Origin of the sequence: Deinococcus sp. AJ005, assembly GCF_009017495.1 — a bacterium.
Taxonomy (GTDB): Bacteria; Deinococcota; Deinococci; order Deinococcales; family Deinococcaceae; genus Deinococcus.
Genome location: NZ_CP044991.1, coordinates 1 through 13434 on the forward strand (window position 1 = coordinate 1; position 13434 = coordinate 13434).

Genomic DNA, 13434 nt, shown 5'->3' on the forward strand with positions numbered 1-13434 from the left:
ATGCCTGTCGAGTTCCTGACCGATGAGCAGGCTTCACGGTACGGGCGCTACCAGGGCGATCCCACCCCCGAACAACTCACCCAGTTCTTTTTCCTGAATGAAACCGAACTGACCCTGATCGCTGAACGCCGACGCCCCGAGAATGAGCTGGGATTTGCCGTACAACTCGGCACCCTGCGGTTCCTGGGCACCTTCCTGCAAAACCCATTGGACACGCCTCTTCTGGTGGTGGCGCACTTGGCCCAGCAGCTCCATATCGAAGCAGGCCAATTTACGAAATACGCGGTTCGCAGCGCGACCCGCCACAGCCACCGTCAACGCATCATCGCCGCGCTGGACTACCGCGAGTTTGACCGTTTTCAGACCTTCCGCTTGATCCGTTGGATCTATGCCCAGCTCGCGCTGAGCGCCAGCCGTCCCAGCGTTCTCTTTGATCTGGCAACCGCCCACCTCATCCAGCAGCGCATCGTGCTTCCCGGCGTCACTGTCCTGGCCCGCCTGATTGCCCGGGTGCGCGAGCGATTCACCGCCCGGACGTTCCAGGGCCTCAGCCAGCGCCTCAGTCCAGCGCAGAAGGTCACGCTCAATGCCCTGCTGGTCTTGCCAGAAAAAGACTGGCAAACGCCGCTGGAAAGGTTCCGGACGCCGCCCACACGGGTCAGCACAGCGGCACTCTTTCAGGCCATTCACCGGATCACGCAGATTCGGGACATCGGTGTCAGCACGATTGATCTGAGCGATGTGCCTGAATCCCGGCAGGCCGTTCTGGTGCGTTATGCCCTCACCGTGCGGGTGCAACTGATCGAGCGTCTGGGAGAGGACCGCCGACTGGCCACCCTTCTGGTCTTTCTTCAACATCTGGAGCGCAGCGCCACCGACGACGTGCTGGAGATGTTCAGCCAGGTCATGAACGAGCTGGCCCTCAGGGGCGAGGCCAAACGTAGACGGGAACGCCTGCGTTCCCTGAAAGACCTCGACCAGGCGGCGTTGCTGCTGCGGGACGCTGTGGCCGTCCTGCTCGATCCAGATATCCAGCCTGAAGACGTGCGCGCACTGGCCTTTGAGCGCCTCGGAGAAGCCCCCTTGCGGGCGGCCACCCTGACGGTACAGGAACTCGCCAGCCCGGACGCTGACCCAGCGCCAGAGGTCCTGAGCGGTGCCTACGCCACCGTGCGGCGCTTTCTGCGGAGTCTGCTGGTCACCGTGGCCTTCAGCGGCACGGCAGGAGCCAGGCCCCTGCTGGACGCTCTCGCCTTCCTGAAGCGCATGGATGAACTGGGCGGCGGCAAGCCGAGGTGGGATGAAGCACCTCGGGGCTTCGTCCCCAAACCCTGGGAACGCCGGGTCTTCCCAGGAAAGGGCGAGGTGGATCATCAGGCGTACACGCTGTGCGCCCTCGACCGCTTACGGCACGCCCTGAAACGCCGGGAAGTCTTCGTAGAGCGGAGCCAGCATCACGGTGATCCGAGAGCCGAACTGCTGCACGGAGCTGCCTGGGAAGACGTGCGCGACGATGTCTGCCGCGCTCTGAACCGCCCGTTGGAAGTACGCGGTGAACTGGAGGCGCTGCGGCTGGAACTGGACCATGCTTACCGTGAGGTCGAGCGGAACCTTCTCCAGAATAAGGCGCTGACATTGACCGTGCACAGCGGTCAGACCCGGGTGAGGTTAACCTCACCTGAAGCGCTGGACGAGCCACCGAGTCTCCAACATTTGCGGGCGCAAGTCGCCGCGCGCCTGCCAGTCATTGATCTGGCCGAGTTGCTGATGGAAGTTCATACCTTCACAGGACTGGCCGATGCATTTACCCATGTCGCCGACGGACCACCCCGCATGAGTGATCTGCCTTTGAGCATCTGTGCCGTGCTGCTCGCGCAGGCCTGCAACATCGGCTTGAAAGCCGTGGCAAGGCCGGACGTTCTGGCCCTGACCCTTTCCCGGCTGTCCTGGATTCAGCAAAACTACGTGCGGGCCGACACGATCACCGCTGCGAATGCCCGCCTGGTCGACGCCCAAGATGAGCTGCCCCTGGCACAGGCATGGGGCGGTGGGGAGGTGGCCTCCGCCGACGGCTTGCGCTTTGTCATCCCGGTCCGCACCATTCATGCGGGTTGGAACAGGAAGTATTTTGGTGTTCAGCGGGGCGTGACCTACTACAACTTCACCAGTGACCAGTTCACTGGCTTTCACGGCATCGTGATTCCGGGGACGCTGCGGGACTCGCTGTACATCCTGGCGGGCCTGCTGGAACAGCAGACCCGACTTGACCCCCAAGAAATCATGGCCGATACCCACGGCTCCAGCGACGTGGTGTTCGGGTTGTTCGCCCTGCTGGGGTACAAATTCAGCCCCAGACTTGCCGATCTCCCGGACCAGCGCTTCTGGAGGCTGGACCGGGAAGCGGATTACGGCGCGCTGGATGACCTGAGCCGGCACCCCCTGGATGAGCGGCTGATCGCCGCCCACTGGGAGGACATGCTCAGGCTCGCCGGGTCACTGAAACTCGGCAAGGTGGGCGCGGTCAGCGTGATGCGGACCTTGCAACGCGGGGGCAGCCTGTCGAGCCTGGGCCGCGCCGTGGCGGAACTGGGCCGGATCGAGAAGACGCTGTACCTGCTGAACTATGTCCAGGACGAAGCGTACCGCAGGCGCATCCTGCGGCAGCTTAACCGGGGCGAACAGCGTCATGGTGTGGCGCGCGCAGTGTTCCACGGCCACAGGGGTGAACTCCGCCAACGATACCGGGAGGGAATGGAAGACCAGTTGGGCGCACTCGGTCTGGTGGTGAATGCTGTCGTCCTCTGGAACACCCGCTACATGACAGCGGCGCTCGATGACCTGCGTCACACCGGGCAAAGGGTGCTGGAGGAGGACATTGCCCGCTTAACACCGCTGTTGCATGAGCATGTGAACATGCTCGGCAAATATGATTTCACCCTGGCAGACGAAATTACCGGGGGCTGTTTAAGGCGCTTGCGCGATCCGAACACTCTGGAAGCCTACCTGGAACAGATCAAATTGTAGTGCGGGTCACTAGAGTAATTCGCTGTTCCTCTTCTCAGGTCTCCCCGTCTATTTCCACTTCCCAACCGGGTGAACTGCAATTCGCAACACAGGACAAAGTTTTTTTCTCCCCATGACAAGACTTGGGCAGGCTTCTCACCCCCCGTCAGCCCCACGTCGGCATGATCAGGTATGTCACTCCACCCCTTGTTGTTGGCAGGGGCGCTGCTTCTCGGCAGTGCCCAAGCTCAGTCCACCGCCACGCCCGCCGCATCGGCCCAGGAACTGCTTCAGCGCGTCGCGGGTGACGGTCAGGCCGGGCCAGAGGTGCTACTGGGCACCGCTCCCGCCGATCTGCTTGCCACGCTGCCCCCCGGCAGCCGGGTCATCGGCACCGTCACCTTGACCGGTCTCCCAGGGCGTGGACCGAACACCACCACGGTCTACCTGGACTCGAAGCTGACACCGGGCCGGGTCATCGCCCACTTCGCCGCCGCCCTGGGGCCGGACTGGAAACAGGCGAGCAATGAACGCTCCCCCTTTGAAGCGCAGGGTGGGTTTCAGCAGGGCTTACCGCCCAGCAACATGACGTTTTACCGCACCACGCCGCCGCAGGTGCTGCGGGTCTCCACAACGGTTGTCGGCGCGGTGACGCGGGTCAACCTGAGTCAACAGGTAGACGAGGATGTGGAGCGCATCTTGCCTTACTTGAGTGCGCCGCCGCCTGTGCCGCCGGGCTATCTCACCCTGCCCAAACTGAGTGCGCCGGAAGGCAGCACCGTGAGTCAGACCGGGATGAGCAACGGCGCGGACGGCGTCACCCAGAACGCGCGGATTGAGACCACGCTCAGCCGTGGAGCCCTGATGGCGCACTACACCGCGCAGCTTCGCCAGGCGGGCTGGACCGTAGTGACCCAGGCGAACACCCTAGTGGCATCCAGCACCATCTGGACGTTCAAGCAAGAGGGCCGGGACCGCATCGGTATCCTGGTGATCGCGGGAACCTCGCCTTACTCGGGCACGCTGGTCTCCCAGGGCAGCCGCTGAAGCTCAGGACAGTTGGGTCAAGCACCAGAGACGCGATTTATGGCAGGGTGCGCGGCTCGTCCAGCGTGATGGCGGTGAACAGATGGGTGTCATCGGTGAAGCCTGTGATCTCAAAGCTGAGGTTTCCAGCGCTGAAGATGGCCGAGGAGTCATAGTGCCAGTCCGTTGGGTTGCCTCCTGGCCCGTCGGAGTCAAAGGTGGCGGTACTCAAGCGCCAGGGAGCGAAATACGTGGCGTCCGCGCCACCTGTGGGCAGTGAGACTGTAAACCAGCCCCCGCCGCCTGCAAGCACTGGTAATTCAGTCTGCACACGGTAGATTGGCAGGCTCAGGCTTACTCTTGGATCTATCGGCCACTCCAGTTCATCTCGCTCCAGGCGGGTGATGGTCACTTGAACCCCGGTTGCTGGCCCCTCACGCCACTGCGTGGGGGCGGACACCCGCACGCCGTCAAGTCCGCTGACACTGGTGCCAGGGCGCAACAGGTGGCTGGAATGGGTCTGGGTGGGGGCGCAGCCAATGGCCCCAGAGCAGGACAGGGCGACGAGGAATATCCAAGGGCGCTTCACACGCTGCTCGGCAGGATTATGGCGTGGGACGTGTCGTTGAATGAGGGCCGCAGGGGCCTGCCAGCCCTAGCGCGGCGGCGCAGAGAACCAGGACTGGCTGAACTGGCGGCGCTGGACACAAGCAACAGGCAACTCAAAGCACGCATGGCTGAGGTTAGCGTGGTGGTGCGGGCATCACGCGGGTTGTCAGAATCAGTTCAAGGCCCCCCACTGCCCCACCAAGCGCTCCAGGAACGGCGGCACCTCGCCTACCTCGCGTATGAAGGTGGCTGCACTCGCGCGGGACAGGATGCGCGCCGCCGCCCGCCCCTTGACCTGATACGTCGCGTTCAGCAGGAAGGTGTGCAGGCCCTCGTCCAGCGGGTCCAGAGGCAGCAGGCGGTCTGCCAGCGAGATGCACTTGTCGTACTGACCGGTCTGAAACCAGTCCTCCATCGTTTCCAGGCCCACCTGGGTGATCCACCGACTCAACCGTTCACGCTCCCTCTGCGCCCACTCACTTGCGGCGGCGGGCAGAAACACCACGTTCTCCGGCGCAGGCTGCGGCCATGCGCCCCGGCGCAGCGCCGCTTCAAGTTCTTCGACATCCCAGACCAGTGCCGCCTCACCCTGCAAACGGTAGCGTCCCTGCGCGGCCTCGAAGCCGATGACCAGCCCAGGCACCCGCGCGGCGATGTCCACCCGCACCTGATGAAAGTAATTTTTGGACCGCTTGGGGGGAACGTCAGGGAAGAGGTCACGCTGCACGTCCTTCAGGGTGACTGCGCCGGAACGGCGCAGGTAGCACAGCACCTCCACAGCGCGGCCCAGGCGGAACCGGACGCGCCCGCCGTCCAGCCACAGCCCAGCCTCGCCCAGCGTTTTCAGACTCAGGCGGGACGCAGGAACCTTTCCCAATAGCGTCAGACGCTCAAAGGCGGTTTCAGGCTGAGCCAGCAGGTGCTCAAGGGTCTGGGGCAGCAGCGGCCATTCCGGGATCAGCAAAGGAGGGGTTCCCGTCTGTGCAGCCAACTGAGCGGCGTGTTGCAAATGATGGAAGCGCTGATCAGGCTGCGCCTCTGCAAGAGCCAACCAGACTGGAATGGCCTTGACCAGATGACCCGCCTGCTCCAGACCCTCAGCAGAGCGCTGGAGCCGCAACACGCCCAGGGGATCGCCCTGGCGGCTGAGCCACTGTCCCGCGCGGTGGTCTAGCAGCAGACGGTCATAGGTGTCCTTTGCCAGATGATCGGCGCGCGACAGATACCGCCGGGCCAGGGCGTCCTGCCCCGAAGCGGTCATCAGGGCCAGCAACTCTGTCAGCACCATCAGTTCCTTGACCGGATCGCTCAAGATGCTGGACAGCACGGCTTCCAGAATGAACTGTGCCTCGGCCCAGCGTTCCTGACTGCGCCACAACACGGCGCGTTCCAACTCCCGGAGCGGAGCGACGGTGGCGGAGGTGATGCAATCAAGCTGCACCTGCGCCTCCTCTGCCCGGCCCAGGACGATCAGGTACCCAGCGCGGCACAGCGCCACATACTCACGCTGCCGGGGCCGGGCGTATTCGGCAGCAAAGTCCAGGTAGGCCAGCGCGCGGCCATAGTCGCCAAAGTGGCCGTGGAGGTGGCCCAGCAGCGTCACCACGGCCACCTGGACCCGTTCCGGGGCATCGCTGGCCAGATGCCAGGCTTGCTCGGCCAACTCGAAGAGACGGTCTCTGGAATCGCCGAGCAGCCAGGCCAGCCGTGAGCGCTCGCGGTACCACAACGCCGCGTCGGCGTCAGGCAGGGCTGCCGGGTCAATACTTTCCAGCGTTGCCAGCGCGCGGTCCGTCGTCCTGTTCAGGAGCTGCACCGCCGAGAGGTGAATGCCCGCCGCCATGTCACCCCCCAGGGTGGCCTGTCTGAGGCGCAGTTCGGCCTCGGGAAGCTGGACCTCATGCGTCAGACAGATACCCACCCAGCGCAGGTCCAGCGGCGTGGGGCAGGGCAGGGTGCGAAACAGGGCAATACCACCGGCGTAATCGTCCCGGTAGGCTGCGTCCCGCACCTGGCTCATGGGATCAGGATACCGCGCAGCACACTGCTCAACGCCTGCAAACCGGCCCCCCTTTACACTGGAGGGCATGCGACATAGCTCAATGCGGCAACGCTTCGGCCTGGGCCTGAGTGGCATCGGTCTGGCCCTGCTCGCTTCCTGCGCCACCCTGCCCGGCATCAGTTCCGCAGGGGTGGACTTCGGCACCGATGGGAATGCGGCGACGCGTGAGGTGGGTTTTTCGGGGAATACCCAACTCAGGGTTCGCTCTGAACGGTTGGACCAAGCCACCGCCAGCGCCGTCAAGGCGGGGACGTTATTTATTGGGGACCAGGGCTTCAGCCAGGGAGAGCTGTTCACCGTCGAGACGGACTCGCGGTATCAGTGGGTGGTGACCTCACCCTGCAAGGTGCTGCCACAAGACAAGAGCGTTGTGATGCGTTATGAGCTGTACGGGGAGGGCGGCGCAGTGGTTCAGCAGAACAGCTTGAACATCATCAGACTCGGCCCCTGCTAAATATTCCTCCTAAATGGCACCGCCCGCCTGCCCCGCCACCCTCGTTCACATCAGGAGTTCCCATGCGTCATCTGTCTCTCGGTCTCGTCGCCATCACCTCCCTCAATCTGACCCTTTGTGCCAGAACCGATTCCTCCATCATCACGGGCCGCCTGAAGGCACAGCCATGAAGACTCTGCTCCCCGTCTGCCTGGCCCTGGGCCTGCTCAGCGCCTGTGGCAACGAGTACAAGCCGGTAGAACTCCCCATGACGGACCCGAACGTGCTGTCCGGGCAGTGGCAGGGGCAACTGACGCAGCAGCACAGCATCGACGTGATCCATTCCACAGCCAGCCGCGTGTACGTCAAAGATCAGCAGGCGTTAGAGGTGTTCGACGTTCAGACAGGGAAGGTGCTGGCCAAGCAACTGCTTCCGTCGCTGTCGTCCCAGGTGATCTGGCGTGCAGACGGCGTGCTACTGGCCCTGCGTGAGCCGAAGGGGAATCAGGCGGAAATGGTCCAGTACGACGCCCAGACGCTGGCCCCGTTGCCCAGTTGGCCCCTGCCCCAGGGCAACCCCAACGCCTGGAGCCTCAGCCGCGATGGGGAGACCGCGTTGTACGGGCTGTACGGCGAGGGCACGGGAGGGCAGCAGGACTACGACACCCGCACCCGCGAGAAGCGGCCCCTGGCCGCCCTGCCGTCTGGGCTGGCGGTCATGGCGCTGAGCGCGGACGCCACCTGGGCCGTGGTGGGGATGGTGGGTCAGCGCCCGGAAGGCCGCCCCGTTCAGGTACAAAACCGCCGGGATGGCCGCCGCTTTGAGGTCCCGGCCCGCCCCGCGCCCGCAGGCTGTGACCGGCGGGGCGGCGTGGGCGTGGGCATCGAGTCGATCAAAACCGCGACGGGCGAGGAGCGGCTGCTCCTCACTTCTCCAGATGGGCTGGTTCAGGTCCGCAGCGCGTCGGGTCAGCTCCAGCGTGAGATCGCCTTGTGGTCCTGCGAGGCAGTGAATCTTGAACCGGTCTCCGGGCAGCCGGATCAGGTGGTCTACAGCGTCGGCACCGTGGACCGCCAGAATTCCTATGTTCCGTTCACGCTGAGCGAGGTGGGCCTGCTGGACCTGAACAGCGGCCAGAAAGTTCAGCAATACCGCGTCGGCTCTACAGAATCCGTTCAGGCCACTCCCTCCGGCTTCCTGGCGGTGACCCGGCCCACGAACGGCACACCCGCTGCGCCCGCAGACGAAAACTGGCGGTTCCAGACCTGGGCGGGGGGGAAGTGGAACGTTCCTACCGTGGACTCCACCCTGAAGCTCGATCTGACCACCACGCGCGTCAGCGACACCGAGGCGAGGACGGCGGGGACGGCCACCTTGAATGGCCGCACCCTGACGGTGAGCGGCAAGATCACCACCTTTGACCTGAAACTCAAGGCCCAGGCCCGGCCCTTCATGCCGTACCTGGAAGCCACCCTGGAGTTGTCGGATGGCCAGACGACGGTGGGGCGGCTGGAGCTGTTCAACGCGCTGGGGATCAAGAGCGTCGAGCCGCCGATCCATGATGCCTCGAAGATCCCGGTCTACCGCGTGCGCTACATACAGGACGACGGGAGCGTGATCACGGGCGAGGTGAAACGGCCTTAGCGGCAGCCATGCAGGTGCTTCCTTGAACAAAGGGGGAATACGGTGAACCTCAGTTTTTATCGGGGGGCACCCCTGGTCAGCAGCATCGGTTTAGCCAGGGCGACGGGCCAGGGGAAAGTGGCCGGTCTCGTTCAAACTCAAAAAATTCTTGTGTCACCGGGAGAGAAATGAAACTCAACGCTGTGATCGGCTTGATGGCCTTGACGCTGTTCTCGTGCGGCAAGTTCCCCGTCGCCAATGACCTGTCCCTCTCCTTCAGCACTCCTGTCGAGTCGTTCTCCACGGCGCTTAACACCAACGCTGATGGGCGGTTCAACGTGCTGGTCCGCACGGACGCCCTGCCTGCCGGTGTGGTGGCCCAGGCGGTCTCGGCCAAACTGTTCGTGGGTGCCCAGGCGTTCCAGGGATCGTCTTACCCGGTGGAGCCGGACAACACGTTCTACCAGTTCAATGTCGGCAACCGGTGTGGCCCCAGCCTTAAGGGGAAAGATGTGACCTTCAAATACGAGGTCTACGATCAGAAGGGGACGGTCCTGCGGCAGAAGTCGGTCACCGTACCGTCCATTGACGGTTGCTAGGTTGACCACGTCGTGACATCGAAGTCAACACTGCTCGAAATGAGGTGAACCGTATGCATCAGACTTTCCCGCTCATGCGACTGCTGCCCCTGGCCCTCCTCTGCACGGCCCTGCTCAGCGCGTGCCGCGACACCACCCCTCCACCTCCGCCCCGCGTCATGACTGCGGACGAATTGCGGCCCCTCTACCGTGACTTACCGCGCGAACCGTTGCCTCCGGTCAGCAGCTCTGGCCTGGGCGAGACTTACACGCTCGGCGGCGTGGTGAAGGACTGGAAGGCCAGCCGGGACGTAGACCTCTATCAGTACCAGAACCAGCAGGGCGGCCCCGCCGTGGAGGTTGGCACTTTGACGTCCACCGGCACCATCAAGGTCACGGCTCCGCTAGAGCGGACCCAGGGATACACCACGAAATTGCGTGAATGGATCGGCGGCGAGGGCACGCTCTGCCCTGTCACCGAACTGACATTCAGCAGCAATCCAGAGGTGCGGGTGCTGTTCGTAACCCTGCTGGTGCGCTGGCAGGACAGCATTGCCCGGACGAAGGCGGCTTCCTTGCACCCTCAGACATCGTTTATCCCAGAGTGGATCAACATCCGGCCCAGCGTGACCCAGGCTTCGGCTGTTGCGCCCTCGAAGGTGGCGTTCCTGATTTATTCCCCCGAGGAGGTCACGGTCTCTGGCGAGAACCGCTGCATCAACGGTTCAGAGCAAACCCAGCCGCCGGGTTGGAAGTCTATTCAGCAAGTCCATGTGCGGGCCAGCGTGACCCTCAAGCCCGGCTGGAATGCGGTGCTGAACACCGATCAGTCTCTTCCCTATGCAGGCGAGTTTGGCGTGGCGGACAGGCGCTGGACGGCCCTGCCCGCAGAGGAACTGGCCGTCTGGACCTTACGGTAAGGAGGCCTGGCCATCAGCCCAGAAACACCTCTGGGCGAACGTGGAAGTGCGCGGCCAACTTCCGCACGGCCTCCAGCGAGAGTGCCGTCTTGCCGCCCAGCAGGCGGCTCACGTTCCCCTGCGTGATCCCCAGAACCCCGGCCAACTCTGTCTGGGTCATGGCCCGCTGATTCATCAAAAAGGCCAGCAGACGGTGCGGCGGTGACGCTGGTGTGGGGAACGCGCGCTCCTCATAGGCCATGATGCGGTCACGCAGCAGCTCGAACAGGCTGCCGAGGGGATGATCGGCCTGGCCATCCACCTCATTCCAGACCGCCTCGAAGGTGGCGAGTGCCTCGTCGTACTGGTCTTCGGTGTGAATGGGGGCGGCCAGGGCGCGCACTTCGGGGGGGAGGTTGGCCCAGGCGCTCAGCACAGTGTGGGCATCAGTCATGGTGAGGTCTCCTTGCGGCGGGTCATGGGTCAGGGCTGCCAGTGGTCATAGTCGGCGTGCGTCAGGAAGTGCTTGAGGAAAAAGCTCTGGTAGGGGAAATTCACGCGGGTGATGAGGCGGTAGTGGTTGCCCCGAATATTGAAGATCACGTAGTCCGGCCCCACCCAGCTCGCCGTGGCGAAGGTGTCCCGGATGTCGGCAAAGGTGCCGAAGGTGGTCCGGCGGACGATGGTGTGCCAGTCTTCCAGCGCGTCGGCGGCGTCTGGATACTCGTCCTGAACGCGGCGGAGGGTGGCGGAGGTGATGACATTCATCGCTCTGCTCAGTCTATGCGATGAGCGCATAAAAGGCAAGCTTGAAATGAAGACCCGGCAAGAGACGGCGGCCCGCTGTCCCATTTGAACCCTCCCGTTTTGGGGTCTGAAAAACGTCGTGTTTCTGGCAGTCTGGTGGCGTCCCGGTTGAAGTAGAGCTTGATGGGGACACAGGCAGATCAGTAGGCGGCGTTCTCAGTGCAGGGCTGGCTCAAGCCGAGAAATTTGAGCCTTCTCTTCCGCTTAGCACAGGAGGGGGCACGGATCTTGAGGTGACGCCTGATATAAGAGTAAAGCGTGACTCTGCCAGATTTTGAAACCATCGAGTATCACCATCTTGCCTTGAACCTGAACTTGATCTGCGAAGAAGAGGACGGGGAATGGACTGGGGAGATGTCTGCTCCCGATGGCGAACTGCTTGTGAAGTTGCCTGCCTCGTCCGCCACCACACCAGATGAATCCAGCTTAAACGCGTTGGCCTGGGCAAAGACCCACCTTCACGACTTGCGGCAGGCAGCGGCAAGTTTTGCCTATGCCGATGTGCTGGGCGATCTGAACCGCTGGGGCCTGCTTGACAAGGAAGGCAAACCGCATTGGGAAACGGATAGCACGCTGCCCCGTTGGTCTGAGATGGACGACACAACGTTCAGCACTCAATTTGTCTTGATGGGTCTGATGATTCTTGAAGACAGTGCAGAGGGTGACTGTGTGCTGGGTTTTGACACAGAAATTGATGGTGAACACTCGGTAGGCGTCTCGTTTCAAGCTGGGCAGCCGAAAAAACTGGAGTCTTGGTCCAACTACTGACACGGATTCAAACGAACTGACTTTCTTTTCTAACAGGGATTAGGTCAGGGGACGTGATTGGGGGAAATGTCGCTCAGCTTAGGCCAGGGCTACCTCCAAGAGACACCCAAAGCCCTGCAAGTCTGTACTCAGTTCAGCTCTTTGCTGGGGCTTCGGCTTTTCGTGAATTCAATCAGAAATACAGGGGGTGATCTTCTGGAAGACAGAGATCACACAATAACCTGCCCTCATAGAGAGTACCAGCGTTAAGAAGATAATAACTGGCCCCTACCTTCTCATTACTCATGCTGTCAGTAGTCCAGGCTCCACAATTTTCACATCGAGCAGATTTTATAGAGGGAAGTTGATTGTAAGATGTAGAAATCCATTCTACAGATAATTCATATTCATCTATTAAGCTTTGTATTTTATCAGTAACTTCTTTCGCTAGTTTTGTTGTGCCAAACCGCTCATCTTCAACGCCATCATCACTTACAACTAACGATATAGTGATAAGTTGTGGTTTTAAATCTTCGTTCATAACCTAAAGTATCATCGAAAAAGCGCAGTCCAGGTGAAACCAAAAGATCTATCCGATGATGACGCGAGCAGTTTTCTCTCCTCTAACTGGCTTTAGGTAGAGGAGAAATGGGGGAGGGAAAACGGCCTACCCAGCCCTGGCTCCTGCGCCGTTTCGTACCATGATCCCATGACAGCTCGCGGCCCCAAACTTCCCCGTTGCACCTATGAGATCAAGAGCAAAGGCCAGCTCGAATTGGTGGAGGCAGCCCCGGTTTCAGAACTGGCAGCCCACCTGCTGGCGATTGGTCTGGATCAGGACACCGCTACTTCCACGGCCTACCTGCTCGCCCATCACAAGGCTCGCGTCACTACCTCTCAATGGTCTGTCCGCTGGATCGGCAAGGTCAAGAAATCCACGCCTCCCCCCTCTCCTTGAGCTTTTCGGTAGAGCCAGTTACCGGACGCCAAGTCCACCCAAAGCGGCTTGGCGCTCTTGCACCTCGCGGACAGCCTTCGGGTTGTCCGCCTCCTGGAAGATCAGAAGCGCTTTCTCCCAAACATCCGAGGCGGCAACGAGTTCGCCCTGATGTTGAAACCAGTCACCCAGGCCACGGTAGGCACAGGCCACAGCGATCAAATCGTCAGTGCGTTCCGCGTGGGTCAGGCAGGTGGAAAACCACAGCCGCGACACGTCAGCCTGGCCGAGATGAAGTGCAACCAGACCGAGTTCGTAGGCGTTGACGGACACCGCCAGATCAGGACTGCCGTGCTGCTCGATCAACTGTCGCTCCCGCTCAAAACAGGTCTGAGCTGCCTCCCAATTCTCGGCCATACGCTCCACCATGCCTACTTGGTGAAGCGCACGGTGTTCAGCCACCCATTCTCCCCGCAGGCCCGCGTGGTGATAAAGCTGCCCGAACATCTCCCGAGCTTCACCGTACTGGCCTAAAAAAGCGAGGGCATATCCCAGTCCGAATTGGGCTTGCTCTTGCTGTGCCTTGTCTATTCCCGGCGTGTTCAGAATGCTACGAAACCCAGCTTCTGCCGAGCGGTAGTCATCAGCCTCAAAGCTTGCCCACGCTCGCGCGATCTGGTCCATAGCTAAGCATAAGAGTTTTGACTCT

The 13434-nt window shown here is 61.9% G+C and carries 14 protein-coding genes; 8 read left to right on the plus strand and 6 right to left on the minus strand.

The genetic code is table 11. The features are described 5' to 3' along the window. The gene (locus DAAJ005_RS18225) at positions 1–3024 is read left to right on the plus strand and encodes a Tn3 family transposase (RefSeq protein WP_151848675.1); all 3024 of its coding nucleotides are present in this window, start codon (positions 1–3) and stop codon (positions 3022–3024) included. A gap of 171 nt (positions 3025–3195) precedes the next feature. Continuing rightward, positions 3196–4050: a hypothetical protein gene (locus DAAJ005_RS18230; protein WP_151848676.1), complete on the plus strand. Its 855-nt coding sequence runs from the start codon at positions 3196–3198 to the stop codon at positions 4048–4050. Positions 4051–4087: 37 nt separating this feature from the next. Here DAAJ005_RS18230 and DAAJ005_RS18235 read toward each other — a convergent pair whose 3' ends face one another. Both DAAJ005_RS18235 and DAAJ005_RS18240 read right to left on the minus strand, forming a co-directional pair. Further along, on the minus strand, positions 4088–4618 hold the full coding sequence (locus tag DAAJ005_RS18235; RefSeq protein ID WP_151848677.1) for a hypothetical protein: 531 nt from the start codon (positions 4616–4618) through the stop codon (positions 4088–4090). A 192-nt stretch (positions 4619–4810) separates the two neighbouring features. Then, positions 4811–6658, minus strand: coding sequence for a BTAD domain-containing putative transcriptional regulator (locus tag DAAJ005_RS18240; protein WP_192930988.1), 1848 nt, complete (start codon positions 6656–6658; stop codon positions 4811–4813). A 67-nt stretch (positions 6659–6725) separates the two neighbouring features. Here DAAJ005_RS18240 and DAAJ005_RS18245 point away from each other — a divergent pair, with 67 nt between their 5' ends. The 4 genes from DAAJ005_RS18245 to DAAJ005_RS18260 all read left to right on the plus strand — a co-directional run bounded on the left by DAAJ005_RS18245 (position 6726) and on the right by DAAJ005_RS18260 (position 10255). Beyond that, positions 6726–7154: a hypothetical protein gene (locus DAAJ005_RS18245; protein ID WP_151848679.1), complete on the plus strand. Its 429-nt coding sequence runs from the start codon at positions 6726–6728 to the stop codon at positions 7152–7154. A 166-nt stretch (positions 7155–7320) separates the two neighbouring features. Then, a complete protein-coding gene (locus DAAJ005_RS18250) occupies positions 7321–8778 on the plus strand; it encodes a hypothetical protein (RefSeq protein WP_151848680.1) in 1458 nt (485 codons plus the stop codon). Between the two features lie 167 nt (positions 8779–8945). Further along, positions 8946–9356, plus strand: coding sequence for a hypothetical protein (locus DAAJ005_RS18255; protein WP_151848681.1), 411 nt, complete (start codon positions 8946–8948; stop codon positions 9354–9356). 74 nt (positions 9357–9430) lie between these two features. After that, positions 9431–10255, plus strand: coding sequence for a hypothetical protein (locus DAAJ005_RS18260; RefSeq protein ID WP_151848682.1), 825 nt, complete (start codon positions 9431–9433; stop codon positions 10253–10255). Between the two features lie 13 nt (positions 10256–10268). Here DAAJ005_RS18260 and DAAJ005_RS18265 read toward each other — a convergent pair whose 3' ends face one another. Further along, positions 10269–10688 (minus strand): type II toxin-antitoxin system HigA family antitoxin, encoded by a 420-nt coding sequence (locus DAAJ005_RS18265; protein WP_151848683.1) that lies wholly within the window; start codon positions 10686–10688, stop codon positions 10269–10271. A gap of 29 nt (positions 10689–10717) precedes the next feature. Continuing rightward, on the minus strand, positions 10718–11002 hold the full coding sequence (locus tag DAAJ005_RS18270; RefSeq protein ID WP_192930989.1) for a type II toxin-antitoxin system HigB family toxin: 285 nt from the start codon (positions 11000–11002) through the stop codon (positions 10718–10720). Between the two features lie 297 nt (positions 11003–11299). Between DAAJ005_RS18270 and DAAJ005_RS18275 the strand changes: the two genes are divergently transcribed. Further along, positions 11300–11809 (plus strand): hypothetical protein, encoded by a 510-nt coding sequence (locus DAAJ005_RS18275; protein ID WP_151848685.1) that lies wholly within the window; start codon positions 11300–11302, stop codon positions 11807–11809. 172 nt (positions 11810–11981) lie between these two features. Here DAAJ005_RS18275 and DAAJ005_RS18280 read toward each other — a convergent pair whose 3' ends face one another. Then, a complete protein-coding gene (locus DAAJ005_RS18280; protein ID WP_151848686.1) occupies positions 11982–12329 on the minus strand; it encodes a hypothetical protein in 348 nt (115 codons plus the stop codon). 168 nt (positions 12330–12497) lie between these two features. Here DAAJ005_RS18280 and DAAJ005_RS18285 point away from each other — a divergent pair, with 168 nt between their 5' ends. Beyond that, positions 12498–12746 carry a hypothetical protein gene (locus DAAJ005_RS18285; protein ID WP_151848687.1) on the plus strand — a complete coding sequence of 83 codons (249 nt, stop codon included), beginning with the start codon at positions 12498–12500 and terminating at the stop codon, positions 12744–12746. Positions 12747–12764: 18 nt separating this feature from the next. On the opposite strand, the gene DAAJ005_RS18290 is transcribed toward DAAJ005_RS18285, so the two are convergent. Continuing rightward, positions 12765–13409 carry a tol-pal system YbgF family protein gene (locus tag DAAJ005_RS18290; RefSeq protein ID WP_192930990.1) on the minus strand — a complete coding sequence of 215 codons (645 nt, stop codon included), beginning with the start codon at positions 13407–13409 and terminating at the stop codon, positions 12765–12767. Positions 13410–13434: the final 25 nt, after the last annotated feature.

What these genes read in the sequence shown, in the direction of transcription:
- DAAJ005_RS18230 (WP_151848676.1), top strand. Translation starts at nt 3,196, where the DNA reads ATGTCACTCCACCCCTTGTTGTTGGCAGGGGCGCTGCTTCTCGGCAGT.
- DAAJ005_RS18225 (WP_151848675.1), top strand. Translation starts at nt 1, where the DNA reads ATGCCTGTCGAGTTCCTGACCGATGAGCAGGCTTCACGGTACGGGCGC.
- DAAJ005_RS18250 (WP_151848680.1), top strand. Translation starts at nt 7,321, where the DNA reads ATGAAGACTCTGCTCCCCGTCTGCCTGGCCCTGGGCCTGCTCAGCGCC.
- DAAJ005_RS18270 (WP_192930989.1), bottom strand. Translation starts at nt 11,002, where the DNA reads ATGAATGTCATCACCTCCGCCACCCTCCGCCGCGTTCAGGACGAGTAT.
- DAAJ005_RS18240 (WP_192930988.1), bottom strand. Translation starts at nt 6,658, where the DNA reads ATGAGCCAGGTGCGGGACGCAGCCTACCGGGACGATTACGCCGGTGGT.
- DAAJ005_RS18255 (WP_151848681.1), top strand. Translation starts at nt 8,946, where the DNA reads ATGAAACTCAACGCTGTGATCGGCTTGATGGCCTTGACGCTGTTCTCG.
- DAAJ005_RS18280 (WP_151848686.1), bottom strand. Translation starts at nt 12,329, where the DNA reads ATGAACGAAGATTTAAAACCACAACTTATCACTATATCGTTAGTTGTA.
- DAAJ005_RS18285 (WP_151848687.1), top strand. Translation starts at nt 12,498, where the DNA reads ATGACAGCTCGCGGCCCCAAACTTCCCCGTTGCACCTATGAGATCAAG.
- DAAJ005_RS18260 (WP_151848682.1), top strand. Translation starts at nt 9,431, where the DNA reads ATGCGACTGCTGCCCCTGGCCCTCCTCTGCACGGCCCTGCTCAGCGCG.
- DAAJ005_RS18245 (WP_151848679.1), top strand. Translation starts at nt 6,726, where the DNA reads ATGCGACATAGCTCAATGCGGCAACGCTTCGGCCTGGGCCTGAGTGGC.
- DAAJ005_RS18265 (WP_151848683.1), bottom strand. Translation starts at nt 10,688, where the DNA reads ATGACTGATGCCCACACTGTGCTGAGCGCCTGGGCCAACCTCCCCCCC.
- DAAJ005_RS18290 (WP_192930990.1), bottom strand. Translation starts at nt 13,409, where the DNA reads ATGGACCAGATCGCGCGAGCGTGGGCAAGCTTTGAGGCTGATGACTAC.